Source organism: Pseudomonas sp. GW822-FHT02E03, assembly GCF_058802325.1.
In genome coordinates, this window is record NZ_JBXAOA010000074.1 from 1 (window position 1) to 14,599 (window position 14,599).

9 protein-coding genes are annotated in these 14,599 nt (G+C 60.6%); 5 read left to right on the top strand and 4 right to left on the bottom strand.

Annotation, left to right across the window (positions count from 1 at the left end; translation table 11 throughout):
* Nucleotides 1–176: 176 nt before the first annotated feature.
* Nucleotides 177–2,918, bottom strand: coding sequence for an aconitate hydratase AcnA (gene acnA, locus AC1RQB_RS27350; protein WP_063343040.1), 2,742 nt, complete (start codon nt 2,916–2,918; stop codon nt 177–179).
* A gap of 222 nt (nt 2,919–3,140) precedes the next feature.
* Between acnA and rlmM the strand changes: the two genes are divergently transcribed.
* Both rlmM and tusA read left to right on the top strand, forming a co-directional pair.
* A complete protein-coding gene (gene rlmM, locus AC1RQB_RS27355; RefSeq protein ID WP_008072978.1) occupies nt 3,141–4,214 on the top strand; it encodes a 23S rRNA (cytidine(2498)-2'-O)-methyltransferase RlmM in 1,074 nt (357 codons plus the stop codon).
* Nucleotides 4,215–4,399: 185 nt separating this feature from the next.
* On the top strand, nt 4,400–4,651 hold the full coding sequence (gene tusA / locus AC1RQB_RS27360; protein WP_007907805.1) for a sulfurtransferase TusA: 252 nt from the start codon (nt 4,400–4,402) through the stop codon (nt 4,649–4,651).
* Nucleotides 4,652–4,854: 203 nt separating this feature from the next.
* Here the strand turns inward: tusA and AC1RQB_RS27365 are convergent, their stop codons facing one another.
* The gene (locus AC1RQB_RS27365; protein ID WP_063343041.1) at nt 4,855–6,264 is read right to left on the bottom strand and encodes an MATE family efflux transporter; all 1,410 of its coding nucleotides are present in this window, start codon (nt 6,262–6,264) and stop codon (nt 4,855–4,857) included.
* A 340-nt stretch (nt 6,265–6,604) separates the two neighbouring features.
* Between AC1RQB_RS27365 and pdxB the strand changes: the two genes are divergently transcribed.
* Complete coding sequence (gene pdxB, locus AC1RQB_RS27370; protein ID WP_063343042.1) at nt 6,605–7,747, top strand: 4-phosphoerythronate dehydrogenase PdxB; 1,143 nt, start codon at nt 6,605–6,607, stop codon at nt 7,745–7,747.
* A gap of 174 nt (nt 7,748–7,921) precedes the next feature.
* Here the strand turns inward: pdxB and AC1RQB_RS27375 are convergent, their stop codons facing one another.
* Nucleotides 7,922–8,101, bottom strand: coding sequence for a PA1571 family protein (locus AC1RQB_RS27375; RefSeq protein WP_007907798.1), 180 nt, complete (start codon nt 8,099–8,101; stop codon nt 7,922–7,924).
* A 258-nt stretch (nt 8,102–8,359) separates the two neighbouring features.
* On the opposite strand from AC1RQB_RS27375, the gene AC1RQB_RS27380 reads away from it, so the two are divergent.
* Entirely contained in the window at nt 8,360–10,147 is a 1,788-nt protein-coding gene (locus AC1RQB_RS27380; protein ID WP_198537213.1) for an ABC transporter transmembrane domain-containing protein, read from the top strand.
* Nucleotides 10,148–10,373: 226 nt separating this feature from the next.
* Here the strand turns inward: AC1RQB_RS27380 and AC1RQB_RS27385 are convergent, their stop codons facing one another.
* Nucleotides 10,374–12,302, bottom strand: coding sequence for a transglycosylase SLT domain-containing protein (locus AC1RQB_RS27385; protein WP_063343043.1), 1,929 nt, complete (start codon nt 12,300–12,302; stop codon nt 10,374–10,376).
* A gap of 213 nt (nt 12,303–12,515) precedes the next feature.
* Between AC1RQB_RS27385 and AC1RQB_RS27390 the strand changes: the two genes are divergently transcribed.
* Nucleotides 12,516–14,435, top strand: a complete 1,920-nt coding sequence (locus AC1RQB_RS27390; protein WP_063343044.1) for an ATP-binding cassette domain-containing protein — start codon at nt 12,516–12,518, stop codon at nt 14,433–14,435.
* Nucleotides 14,436–14,599: the final 164 nt, after the last annotated feature.

The following is a 14,599-nucleotide window of genomic DNA, read 5'->3' on the forward strand; positions in this document are numbered from 1 at the left end:
CCCCCCCCCCCCCCCCCCCCCCCCCCCCCCCCCCCCCCCCCCCCCCCCCCCCCCCCCCCCCCCCGCTCCCACATTTGTCCTGTGATCGACACAAAACAAATGGGCGCGCGATTATAGAGACGTATACCGCGTAAACAAAAACACCGCCCGAAGGCGGTGTCGTTGTCAGCAGGCTGTTACGAGGCAATCAATTGCCGCAACACATAATGCAAAATCCCGCCGGCCTTGAAGTACTCCACCTCGTTGAGCGTATCGATCCGGCACAACACCTCGACCTTTTCCGTGTTGCCATCTTCACGGGTGACGACCAGTGTCAGGTTCATGCGCGGGGTCAGTTCGACACCCGTCAGGCCAAGGATATCCAGGGTTTCCTTGCCGGTGAGGTTCAGACTCTTGCGGTTCTGATCCAGCTTGAACTGCAACGGCAATACACCCATGCCTACCAGGTTGGAACGGTGAATCCGCTCGAAGCTTTCCGCGATGACCGCTTTGACCCCCAGCAGATTGGTGCCCTTGGCTGCCCAGTCGCGGCTCGATCCAGTGCCATATTCTTGCCCGGCGATCACCACCAACGGCGTGCCTGACGCCTGGTAACGCATGGCTGCGTCGTAGATGGGCAGCTTTTCTCCGGTCGGAATATAAATCGTGTTGCCGCCTTCTTCGCCGCCGAGCATCTCGTTGCGAATGCGGATGTTGGCGAAGGTGCCGCGCATCATCACTTGATGGTTACCGCGACGGGAGCCGTAGGAGTTGAAGTCCCGCGGTTCCACCCCTTGCTCGCGCAGGTAATGGCCGGCAGGGCTGTCCGCCTTGATGTTACCGGCAGGGGAGATGTGGTCGGTGGTCACCGAATCGCCGAGCAGCGCCAGGACTTTCGCCCCTTCGACGTCCTTGACCACCGGCGCAGGGCCGCCGATGTCATCGAAGAATGGCGGATGCTGGATATACGTCGAATCGTTGTTCCAGACATAAGTCGCCGCCTGCGGCACTTCGATCGCCTGCCACTGCTCATCGCCGGCAAACACTTCGGCGTACTCCTTGTGGAACATGGCAGTGTTCACCTGAGTCACCGCGTCGGCGATTTCCTTGGTGCTGGGCCAAATATCTCGCAGATAAACCGGGTGACCGTCCTTGTCGTTGCCCAATGGCTCGCTGCTGATGTCAATGCGCACCGTCCCGGCCAACGCATAGGCGACGACCAGAGGCGGGGAGGCCAGCCAGTTGGTTTTCACCAGCGGATGCACGCGACCTTCAAAGTTGCGGTTGCCCGAGAGCACCGAGGCAACCGTCAGGTCGGCTTTCTGAATGGCTTTTTCGATCGGCTCCGGCAACGGTCCAGAGTTGCCGATGCAGGTGGTGCAGCCATAACCGACTAGTGCAAAACCGAGCTCATCAAGGTATTGGGTCAGGCCTGCAGCCTTGTAGTAGTCGGTGACCACTTTCGAGCCGGGAGCCAGCGAGCTCTTGACCCACGGTTTGCGCTTCAGGCCTTTCTCCACGGCTTTTTTCGCCACCAGCCCGGCCGCCATCATCACGCTGGGGTTGGAGGTGTTGGTGCAGGAGGTAATCGCGGCAATCACCACCGCACCGTTTTTCAGCCGATAAGTACTTCCTTCGTGGTGGTAATCCGCTTCGCCGATCAGATCGGCGTTGCCCACCGCGACACCACCGCCACCCTCACTTTCGAGGCGACCTTCTTCCTTGCTGGAGGGTTTGAACTGCAGGCCAAGAAAGTCAGTGAACGCTTGCGCGACATTTGGCAACGAGACACGGTCCTGTGGGCGTTTCGGCCCGGCGAGGCTGGCTTCGACGCTGCCCATGTCCAGGGCCAGGCTGTCGGTGAACACTGGCTCTTTGCCGGGCAGGCGCCACAGGCCCTGGGTCTTGCTATAGGCCTCCACCAGTTTCACGGTTTGCGGGGTGCGACCGGACAGGCGCAAGTACTCCAGTGTCACCTCGTCCACCGGGAAGAAGCCGCAGGTGGCGCCATATTCCGGGGCCATGTTGGCGATGGTCGCGCGGTCGGCCAGCGGCAGGTCGGCGAGGCCGTCGCCGTAGAACTCGACGAATTTCCCCACCACACCTTTCTTGCGCAGCATCTGGGTCACCGTCAGCACCAGGTCGGTGGCGGTAATGCCTTCCTTGAGCTTGCCGGTGAGTTTGAAACCGATCACTTCCGGAATCAGCATCGACACCGGTTGGCCGAGCATCGCTGCTTCCGCTTCGATCCCGCCGACGCCCCAGCCGAGCACGCCGAGGCCATTGATCATGGTGGTGTGGGAGTCGGTGCCGACCAACGTGTCCGGGAAGGCATAGGTGCGCCCGTCCTCGTCCTTGGTCCAGACCGTGCGGCCCAGATATTCGAGGTTGACCTGGTGGCAAATGCCGGTGCCCGGTGGCACCACGCTGAAATTGTTAAAGGCGCTCTGACCCCAGCGCAGGAAGGCATAACGCTCGTGGTTGCGCTGCATTTCGATGTCGACGTTTTGTCCGAAGGCGCTTGCACTGGCGTACTTGTCGACCATCACCGAGTGGTCGATCACCAGGTCCACCGGCGACAGCGGATTGATTCGCTGCGGGTCGCCGCCGGCCTTGGCCATGGCGGCGCGCATGGCGGCCAGGTCGACCACGGCGGGGACGCCGGTAAAGTCCTGCATCAATACCCGCGCGGGCCGGTACTGGATTTCGCGATCGGAGCGGCGCTCCTTGAGCCAGGCGGCAATCGCCTTGAGATCAGCGCCGGTGACGGTTTTTTCGTCCTCCCAGCGCAGCAGGTTTTCCAGCAGCACTTTCAACGACATCGGCAGCTTGTCCAGATCGCCCAGGCTTTTGGCGGCTTCGGGCAGGCTGAAATAGTGATAGGTCTTGTCGTCGACTTGTAAGGTTTTAAGGGTTTTCAGGCTATCGAGGGACGGCATTGAAATGACTCCTTTAGATCCGCACGGCTACGGACTGACGGGAAGGACAGAGCTCTAAACCTAGCCCTGTTTATACGTTAAGGCTAATAACTGGACTCTACGGGCAAGTCCAAGGTTCCGATCTCGGCTATCATGCGCCGGTTTTCGTGACAGGCTTTGCTTCAACGCAAGTCTGGGCATCGCGCAGTGGCTGAATTCTTCGCCAACTGCCCAGGAGTAAGAATGAACACCCTCTTTATGCATTGCCGGCCGGGCTTCGAAAGCGAAGTCTGTTCCGAGATTTCCGAACATGCCGCGCGGCTGAACGTGGCCGGTTATGCCAAGGCCAAAACCGCCAGCGCCTGCGCCGAATTTATCTGCACCGAAGAAGACGGCGCCGAGCGCCTGATGCGTGGCCAGCGTTTCGCCGATCTGATCTTCCCTCGCCAGTGGGCTCGCGGGATCTTCATCGATCTGCCGGAAACCGACCGCATCAGCGTGATCCTCGCGCACATGGCGGACTTCCCGCTGTGCGGCAGCCTGTGGCTGGAAATGGTCGACACCAACGATGGCAAGGAACTGTCGAACTTCTGCAAGAAATTCGAAGGCCACCTGCGCAAGGCGCTGATGGCAGCTGGCAAACTGGTGGAAGATGCCCACAAGCCACGGCTGCTGCTGACCTTCAAGAGTGGCCGCGAAGTGTTCATGGGGCTGGCGGAATCGAACAATTCGGCGATGTGGCCGATGGGCATTCCACGCCTGAAATTCCCGCGTGAAGCGCCGAGCCGTTCGACCCTCAAGCTGGAAGAAGCCTGGCACCATTTCATTCCCCGCGACCAGTGGGACGAGCGTCTGCACAGTGACATGACCGGTGTCGACCTCGGCGCTGCACCCGGCGGCTGGACCTGGCAACTGGTCAATCGCGGCATGTTGGTGACCGCCATCGACAACGGCCCGATGGCCGAAAGCCTGATGGACACCGGTTTGGTGCAGCATTTGATGGCTGACGGTTTCACCTTCAAGCCCAAGCAACCGGTCGACTGGATGGTCTGCGACATCGTCGAGAAACCGGCGCGCAACGCGGCGATGCTGGAAGAGTGGATTGGCGAGGGGCATTGCCGGGAAGCGGTGGTCAACCTCAAGCTGCCGATGAAACAGCGTTATGCCGAAGTGAAGCGCTTGCTGGAGCGTATTGCCGACGGATTCAAGGCACGGGGCATTCGGGTCGAGATCGGCTGCAAGCAGCTGTATCACGATCGCGAAGAAGTGACCTGCCACCTTCGCCGGCTCGACGTAAAGAAACCCAAGTCCCGCTGATCTTGAACACTGATCGTCCCCACGCTCCGCGTGGGAACGCCGCCGGGGACGCTCCGCGTTCCGCCTTTGGATGTGACGCAGAGCGTCACGGGATGCATTCCCACGCAGAGCGTGGGAACGATCAGCTGCCAGTGACTAGACACCCGGCAATGCGCGACAATGCCGGCAAGTTTCAGGAGTAAACCATGAGTGAAATGATCGATACGCCGGTAGACGGCACCCTCGACGCCACCGGCCTCAACTGCCCGGAACCGGTGATGATGCTGCACCAGCACATTCGTGACCTGGTGCCCGGCGGCCTGCTGAAGGTGATCGCCACCGACCCGTCGACCCGTCGCGACATTCCCAAGTTTTGCGTGTTTCTCGACCACGAACTGGTCGCGCAACATGAAGAGGCAGGCACCTACCTGTACTGGATCCGCAAGAAACTCGCTTAACAGGTAAAAAATAGCCTGTATATGCACAATGGTAGTCAGTTAAAGCCGAATCCCTGTGGGAGCGGGCTTGCTCGCGAAGACGGCAGCACAGTCAACGTTGATGTCGCCTGATACACCGCTTTCGCGAGCAAGCCCGCTCCCACAGGTTTCGCACCTTAACTGACTGGCATTACCTGCATCTACAGGCCCTTTTTTGCGCTCGCTTAACCCGCTGAACGACTGATGCGGATCCGCTTGCGTGCACTGCGCGTCAGGCGGATCGACAGCATCAGCGCCGCGCAACTCAAGCCTACGATCAAACCCTGCCACAGCCCGCTCGGGCCGCTCGGCGCACCGAACCAATCGGTCAGGCCCAAGGCGTAACCCACTGGTAAACCAATCCCCCAGTACGCGAACAATGTCAGGATCATCGTCACCCGCGTGTCCTGATAACCGCGCAGTGCGCCCGCCGCGGTCACCTGGATCGCATCGGAAAACTGGAACAGCGCCGAATACACGATCAACATCGCGGCCACCTGAATCACCGTCGGGTCGGCGGTGTAAATCGCAGCGATGGGTTCACGCAGCAATAGCATCAGGCTCGCCGACAAGCACGCATAAGCCAAGGCAGTGCCCATGCCGACACCGGCGGCGAAGCGGGCTTCGCGTGGTTCCTCACGGCCCAGTGCCTGGCCGACACGCACGGTCACGGCCATGCCCAGGGAGTAGGGGATCATGAACACCAGCGAGCTGAAGTTCAGCGCGATCTGATGCCCGGCGACCACGGTGGCGCCGAGGCTGCCAATCAGCAGGGCAATCACGGCGAAGATGCTTGATTCGGCGAACACCGCAATGCCGATCGGCAGGCCGATGCTCAACAAACGCTTGATCACCGACCACTGTGGCCAGTCGAAACGGCTGAACAACTCGCTCGACTGATAGGCCGGCGCCCAGCGCTCCCAGCCGGCCATGCCCAACGCCATCACCCACATCACGATCGCCGTGGCCCAGCCGCAACCGACCCCGCCCATGGCCGGCACACCAAAGTGGCCGTAGATGAAGATGTAGTTCAGTGGAATATTCAGTGCCAGCCCGCACAGGCCAAGGACCATGGCCGGGCGGGTGCGACCCAGGCCATCACTGAAACAGCGCAGCACGTGATAGAGCGCGACGGCGGGCAGGCCGCTGGCGATGCCGTGCAGATACTGCATGCAAGGGCCGATCAGCTCGGGGTCGACCTTCATGATGTGCAGGATCGGTTCGGCGCTGAACAGCATGCCGGTCGCCATCAAGCCCACCACCAGCGCCAGCCACAACGCCTGGCGCACGATCGGGCCGATCTCGCTGTGGGTGCCGGCGCCGAAGCGCTGAGCGACTTTCGGGGTGGTGGCCAGCAGTGTGCCGGTCATCAGCAGAAACACCGGCACCCAGATCGAGTTACCCAGCGCGACGGCCGCCAGATCTCGAGGCCCGACACGACCGGCCATCACCGCATCGACGAAGCCCATGGCGGTGGTCGCCAGTTGCGCGATCATGATCGGCAACGCCAGGCCAAGCAGGTTTTTCAGCTCCAGGCGAACCCGGGCCGGGCGGTTGAGGGAAACAGCGGCGGGGCGGTCAGTCACGGAATTCAAGGCGAAACGTCCAAAAGATTTTGATGCGCGAGGCGGCGCATTCTACGCCTTGACGCAGTGGTCAGGAAAAGTCCTGTGTTAGGGATTTGTAATCAGCTTGTTTCGACATTCCTGTGGCGAGGGAGCTTGCTCCCGCTGGGCTGCGCAGCAGCCCCAAAATCAGCAACCCATTTCCTTCAGGCACACCGCGGCATCAGTCTTTACGACTGCTTCGCAGCCGGACGGGAGCAAGCTCCCTCGCCACAGGGGCCGTGTTGCCCTTCACATCAAGACGAACAATGCCCGCTGGCCCATCACGGTCATCTACGCCTAAACTGCCGATCCGCCAAAGGAGCCTGCCATGCTGATTGTTGCCGACGAAAATATCCCGCTACTCGATGCCTTCTTCGCAGGTTTCGGTGAAATCCGCCGGGTACCGGGACGTGCCATCGACCGCGCCACTGTCGAGCAGGCCGATGTGCTGTTGGTGCGCTCAGTGAGCAACGTCAACCGCGCATTGCTCGAGGGCAGCAAGGTGCGCTTTGTCGGCACCTGCACCATCGGCACCGATCACCTGGATCTGGATTACTTTCAACAGGCCGGCATTACCTGGTCCAGCGCCCCAGGCTGCAATGCCCGGGGGGTCGTCGATTACGTGCTGGGCAGCCTGCTGACCCTGGCCGAAATCGAAGGTGCCGACCTTACTCGACGCACCTACGGTGTGGTCGGCGCCGGTGAAGTGGGCGGGCGGCTGGTCAAGGTTTTGCAAGGTCTGGGCTGGAACGTGCTGGTCTGCGATCCCCCAAGGCAAGCGGCCGAAGGGGGTGATTACGTCAGCCTCGAGCAGATCATCGAGCAATGCGACGTCATCAGTCTGCACACTCCGCTAGACAAGCAAGGCCCTCAGTCGACCTGGCATCTATTCGATAAAAACCGCTTGAACCAACTCAAGCCCGGCACCTGGCTGATCAACGCCAGTCGTGGCCCGGTCATCGACAATGCCGCTCTGCGCCAGGTGCTGTTGGAGCGTGAAGACCTGCAAGCGGTGCTGGATGTCTGGGAGGGGGAACCTGAGGTCGATGTGGCACTGGCCGAGTTGTGTGTGCTGGCGACGCCACACATTGCCGGTTACAGCCTCGACGGCAGACAGCGCGGGACGGCGCAGATCTATCAGGCGCTTTGTGAGTTCCTTGGGCAACCGGAACAGGTCAGCCTGAACGATTTGCTGCCAGCACCGTGGTTGTCGGCGGTGACGTTGAACGCCGACAGCGAACCGGCCTGGGCGCTGGCGATGTTGTGCCGTGGTGTGTACGACCCGCGCCGTGACGATGCGAATTTCCGTCGCAGCCTTGTAGGTAATGTGAGCGAGCAGCGTGCGGCGTTCGATGCACTGCGCAAGCATTATCCGCTGCGGCGTGAGATCGATGGGGTGAAGGTGCGGATCGAGGGGGATTCGCCGGCGTTGCAGCAGATCGTGGCGGCGTTGGGGGCTTCGGCTGTCTGAGTACCGCGTTGGCCTTATCGCGGGCAAGCCACGCTCCCACAGGTCATGCGTCAATTTTGAAATCGCGGTAATCCTGTGGGAGCGGGCTTGCCCGCGATAGGGTGCGCAGCACCCTCAAAAGGCACCCATAAAAAACCCGGCTAAAAGAGCCGGGTCAAGAAGACGGTGGCTATATCACTCTTGTTCGGCAGGCTTGACCAATCGCTTCTCCAGTTCGCGGCAAGCGTCCTGGATCATGTTTTCAGTGATCGGTACTTCGTGCCCATCCTTATCAATAATCGAGCAACCTAGAGACTGGTCTGGCTGCGTGCGGATCACTGGAATCTTGTCATCGCTGCTGTTTTGCAAGGACATGGCCTGTCTCCTCATCAGGTTGTGTGCTTACTGTAGAACCGCCAGGTGACCGGGCTGTGACAACTCCCTGCGATCTTTCAGGTCGGCATCTTCAGTCCATCAGAAATACCCTGACGTTTCCACCCGGACTTTAGACCAATAATCTCTAGCCACTAGTCTTGGCGGTCATAATTAACCTGACTCATTATGATTTACCGCGTTCAATCCCGTTGGGCGGTGTAGGCTTGGTCGAGTTAAAGCCATTGGTTGCGCCATCGGATGATCTTCATGCTCTCTTCCCGTCACCGCCGCGCCATTCGTCTGGCCAGCCGTTTCCTCGCGCCTTATCGCTGGCCGGCCTTCGGCGCTTTGCTGGCATTGATTGTTACTGCCGGCATCACCTTGTCCATGGGGCAGGGGATTCGTCTGCTGGTGGATCAGGGTTTCATGACCCAGTCGCCGCATTTGCTCAACCGATCCATCGGCGTGTTCATGCTGCTGGTGGTCGGTCTGGCGATTGGCACTTTTGCACGGTTTTACCTGGTGTCGTGGATCGGCGAGCGCGTTGTCGCCGACATACGCCGACGGGTGTTCAACCATCTGGTCTACCTGCATCCGGGGTTCTATGAAGACAACCGCAGCTCCGAGATCCAGTCGCGGCTGACTGCCGACACCACCCTGCTGCAATCGGTGATCGGCTCTTCGCTGTCGCTGTTCCTGCGTAATGGGCTGATGGTGATCGGCGGGATTGTCTTGCTGTTTATCACCAACCCCAAACTCACCAGCATCGTGGTGGTCGCATTGCCGCTGGTGGTCGCGCCGATCCTGATTTTTGGTCGCCGGGTGCGCACCCTGTCGCGTCTGAGCCAGGACCGGATTGCCGATATCGGCAGCTATGTCTCCGAAACACTGAGCCAGATCAAAACCGTGCAGGCCTACAACCATCAGGTTCAGGACGAGCAGCGTTTTGCCACGACCGTGGAAGAGGCTTTCAACACTGCCCGCAAGCGCATCTTCCAGCGAGCCTGGTTGATTACCCTGGTGATCCTGCTGGTGTTGGGCGCCGTCGGGGTGATGCTCTGGGTCGGCGGCATGGATGTCATCGCCGGGCGGATTTCCGCGGGTGAGCTGGCGGCGTTTGTCTTTTACAGCCTGATCGTCGGCGGTGCCTTCGGTACATTGAGTGAAGTGATCGGCGAACTGCAGCGAGCAGCGGGGGCGGCGGAGCGGATAGCCGAGTTGTTACGCTCGGAAAACATCATCCAGCCACCGACCCAGGGCCTGGTGGCGTTGCCTGAACGGGTGAAGGGCGATCTGGTGCTACAAGATGTGCGCTTTTCCTACCCGTCGCGTCCGCAAAGCTATGCCGTCGATGGTCTGAATCTGACAATCAACGCTGGCGAAACCCTTGCATTGGTCGGGCCGTCCGGCGCTGGCAAATCGACAGTGTATGACCTGCTATTACGCTTTTACGACCCCGCCGAAGGACGCATCCTGCTGGACGGTGTGCCGCTGACTCAGCTCGATCCTCTGGACCTGCGCCGCTGCTTCGCCCTGGTTTCGCAAACCCCGGCGCTGTTCTTCGGCAGTATCGAAGAGAACATTCGCTACGGTCACCCGACGGCGACTTTGGCCCAGGTCCAGGAAGCCGCGAAAATCGCCTATGCCCACGACTTCATCGAGCAAATGCCCAACGGCTACCAGACTCACCTCGGCGACGCGGGTCTCGGTTTATCCGGCGGGCAACGCCAGCGGCTGGCCATCGCCCGGGCGCTGCTGGTGGACGCGCCGATCCTGCTGCTGGACGAAGCCACCAGCGCCCTCGACGCCCAGAGCGAGCACCTGATCCAGCAAGCCCTGCCCAGCCTGATGAAAAACCGCACCACGCTGGTCATCGCCCATCGGTTAGCCACAGTGAAAAATGCTGACAGGATCGCGGTGATGGATCAGGGGAAAGTGGTGGCGGTGGGGACGCATCAGGAGTTGATTGCGAGTAATGCGCTGTATGCACGGCTGGCGGCGTTGCAGTTCAATGACGGCAAAGTCGAAACCGATCTGCGAGCGTAGACACTGTTGGTTCGGGACGATCTTTTCGATTCCCATCAAAGAAGAGCGACCCAGTAACCGATCAAGTAACCGACCAAGTAGCGAAATTGCTTCGGGCTCTCGAAGGGACCGGTCCGGTGAAAATCAGTGAGTGCTTTGAGCTGCAAACAAAAATGCCCGCCTTGAAAGAGGCGGGCATTTTTTACAGCGACGGAAAAAGATCGCAACCTGCGACAGCGCCTACAGATTATTGATCGTCGAAATACCGTTCATGCCAATCCACCAGCGGTTGTGGTGAGTTGAGCTTCTGGCCGTAGATCACCGAGTACGACAGCACGTTTTGCACGTACTGTCGGGTTTCGTCGAACGGGATGCTTTCCACCCACACATCGAAGCTCAGGTGATCGGCGCCACGCAGCCATTGACGTACGCGGCCGGGGCCGGCGTTGTAGGCGGCGGAAGCGAGGACGCGGTTGCCATTGAACTGGCTGTGGACCTGGCTCAGGTAAGCGGCGCCGAGCTGGATGTTCTTGTCCGGATCGAACACTTGCTGTGGCGAAGCGAGGGGAATGCTGAACTTGCGCGCGGTTTCCTTGGCCGTACCGGGCATCAGTTGCATCAGGCCGCTAGCACCGACGCCGGAGCGTGCATCGGCCATGAAGGCGCTTTCCTGGCGGGTGATCGCGAATACCCAACTCGAATGCAGGCCACGGACCTTGGCTTCACGGACCAGGGTTTCGCGGTGGGCCATCGGGAAGCGAATATCGAGGTCGTCCCAGTACTTCGCCTGACTGATGGTGCGGATCGCCGGGAAATACCATTTCAGGTCGTAAGCCAGTTTCGCCTGGGCGACCATTTCGTCACGGCTGAAATGCCGGCTGACGTGGTACCACTCGCGACGACCGTCGACGATCTGCCCGCGGGCATGGAATTCCAGGGCGCGTCGTACGCCAGGGGTATTACGCACCTTGTTGATCAGCGCCTGGCTGAGCACCAGCGGTTTATTGTTCAGTGAATAGGGGGATTGCGAGCGATCGGCCGCCAGGAAACCGTAGAAGTCGCGCTCGCGAGCCAGGCCCTTGTAAAGCGTCTGCGCTTGCGGATTCTGTGGCTGCGCCAGCTCCAGGCTGCGAGCCTGCCAGTAACGCCAGCGGTTGGTGGTGGCCAGATCTTGAGGCAGGCGGCGGGTCAGCTCATAGGCATCGTCCCAACGGGCCAGGCGCAACAGCAGGCGCAAACGCCATTCGGAAACGGTGTTGTCCCGCAGTTCCGGGTCGTATTTGGTCATTACGTCCAGCGCTCGGCTGTCGAAACGACGAGCGAGGGTCAGCCCGATTTCCCGGGCAATCGCGACTTTTTCGTCGCGGGAGAAATGCATGCTGCTGGCGTAACCGTCGAGCAGGGCCATGGCCTTGTCCGGATCCTGACGGGCCAGGCGGCGCAGGCCGAGGCTGACGATGTCGGACATCGGTTCATCCGCCGGGGTGAAGCGCGACGGCTGATTGAGCAGCTCGGGTTTCTGCGCCACATCCACCAGCAATCGACCGCGCGGGGCGAGTGTCGTCAGGCCATTGATCAGGCTGTTGGCCAGCGGATAGTTGCGTGCCTGGGCGGCGAGCTTGGTGCGTTCCCAGCGTTTCTGTTCAGTCAGTTGACCATCGGCGGCCCACATGCCGAACACAGCATCGCAAGCGTCGGGTTGGGTTTTACCGGTCAGCCAGAGTTTATCGGCGTTGGCGTAGCCTTCAGCCTTGCGGTTATGGCTGATCAGATACTGCGCGTTCAGGCAGTCCAGTTCGGTGAAGTTGAGCTTGGGGTCATAATATTTAACGAAGGTTGCCCAATCGCCACGTTCGGTCAGCCAGCGCAGCCAGCGCAACTTCATCCAGTTGGCTTGGGGCAGGTCACCGTGTTCGGCGAGGAATTTCTCGATTTCGGCGTTGCTCGCGGTTTTCAGGCGCGCGGTCAGTTCGTCATAAGCCAGATAGGGCTCCAGCGGATAATCGCTCAGAGCCTGGCTGTAACGGAAATAAGGGCCGGAATCGCCTTTGGCCAAGGCTCGCTTGGCTTCATCGTAATACTGGCGTTGGGTGGACAGGTCCACCGCCTGGGCGGATTGAGCGGCAGCGGCTGTAAGAAGCAAACACGAAAAAAGATTGAAAAGGCGACTGCGCATGAGACGTCCGGGCAGAGAAATCATGACAAGTGCCGGCGAGAGCGGCACTGAATTATCTGTAGCTTAGCCTTTTGCCAGCAGCGGGCGAAAGCTTTGCCGAGCTGTCGGCACAAGTTCGCAACAATTGTTGTGCAGAGTGCTTCGACATTGAAATTGCCGGCCTTCTGAAGCCTCAAGTCAGGTAGAATGCGCGCCCGGTTTTTGGAGAAGCTCATGACCCTGCTCAAATTCAGCGATGTGTCCCTTGCTTTCGGCGCTATGCCGTTGTTGGACAAGGTGTCCTGGCAGATCGCCCGTGGTGAGCGGGTGTGCATCATCGGCCGCAACGGCACTGGCAAGTCCAGCATGATGAAGCTCGTCAAGGGCGACCAGAAGCCTGATGACGGCTCTGTTTGGCGCGCACCTGGCCTAAAAATTGGCGAATTGCCGCAAGAATTGCCGGTAGCCGACGAGCGGACCGTGTTCGACGTGGTTGCCGAAGGCCTGGACGGTGTTGGCGAGCTGCTCGCGCAGTACCACCATCTGAGCCAGAACATCGTTACCGACGCCGATCTGGACAAGCTGATGCACGTCCAGCACGACCTCGAAGCCCGCGACGGCTGGCGCTTGCAGCAATTGGTCGATAGCACCTTGAGCCGCTTGCAACTGCCGGCCGACAAGACCCTCGCCGAATTGTCCGGCGGCTGGCGTCGCCGCGTCCTGCTGGCTCAGGCCCTGGTTTCCGAACCGGATCTGCTGCTGCTCGACGAACCGACCAACCACTTGGACATCGGCGCCATTGCCTGGCTCGAAGAAGCACTGAAGGATTTCCAGGGCGCCGTGCTGTTCATCACGCACGACCGTTCCTTCCTGCAAAACCTCGCGACCCGCATCCTGGAACTGGATCGCGGTGGCCTGATCGACTGGAACGGCGACTACGCCAGTTTCCTCGTGCATAAAGAGGCGACTCTGGCTGCTGAAGAAACCGCCAACGCGCTGTTCGACAAGAAACTGGCCCAGGAAGAAGTCTGGATCCGTCAGGGCATCAAGGCTCGCCGCACCCGTAACGAAGGCCGCGTCCGCGCCCTGAAAGCCCTGCGCGTTGAGCGTAGCGAGCGTCGTGAGCGCACCGGCAAGGCCAACATTCAGCTGGATACCGCTGACAAGTCCGGCAAGCAGGTGATGGTCCTCGAGAACGTGAGCTTCGCTCACCCGGGTGGCCCGTTCCTGATCAAGGATTTCTCGATGGTCCTGACGCGCGGCGACCGTATCGGTCTGCTTGGTGCCAACGGTACCGGCAAGACCACGCTGCTGAAACTGATGCTCAGCGGTCTGCAACCGACCAGCGGCAAAGTGGAAGAGGGGACGCGCATCGACGTGGCCTACTTCGACCAGTTGCGCCATCAGCTGGACCTGGAAAAGACCGTGATCGACAACGTGGCCGAAGGTCGCGACTTTATCGATATCGATGGTCAGAGCCGTCACGTGCTGAGCTACCTCGGCGACTTCCTGTTCAGCCCGCAGCGTGCCCGCACGCCGGTCAAGGCGCTGTCCGGCGGTGAGCGTGCCCGTCTGTTGCTGGCCAAACTGTTCAGCAAGCCGGCGAACCTGCTGGTACTCGACGAGCCGACCAACGACCTGGACGTGGAAACCCTCGAGCTGCTGGAAGAGGTCTTGCTGACCTTCAACGGCACTGTGCTGATGGTCAGCCACGACCGGGCATTCCTCGACAACGTGGTCACCAGCACCCTGGTCTTCGAAGGCGAAGGCAAGGTTCGCGAATACGTCGGTGGTTATCAGGACTGGCTGCGTCAGGGCGGCTCGCCGCGCCTGTTGGGCGTGACCGAGAGCAAGTCCGGCAAGGCCGACCTGAACTCGGCTGTCGTCACTGCTGAACCAGCGCCAGTCGCTGCGGGAGTAGAGGCGCCGGTGGCAAAGAAGAAGCTCAGCTACAAGTTGCAACGTGAGCTGGAAATGTTGCCGAGTCAGATCGAAGTCATGGAGCAGCAGATCGTGGTGGTTGAAGCGCAGATGGCGGATGCCGGTTTCTATCAGCGTCCTGCTGCCGAGACAGCTGCGGTGATCGCTCAGCTGGAGCAGTTGCAGGCTGAACTCGACGTGATGGTCGAGCGCTGGGCCGAGCTGGATGCCTGATTGATCCGGCGATAAAAAAGCCCGGCTTCACTCACGTGAACGCCGGGCTTTTCGTATGGAAGGCGGTCTACTGGCCGACATAGATTCACTGTGGGAGCGGGGGGGGGGGGGGGGGGGGGGGGGGGGGGGGGGGGGGGGGGGGGGGGGGGGGGGGGGGGGGGGGG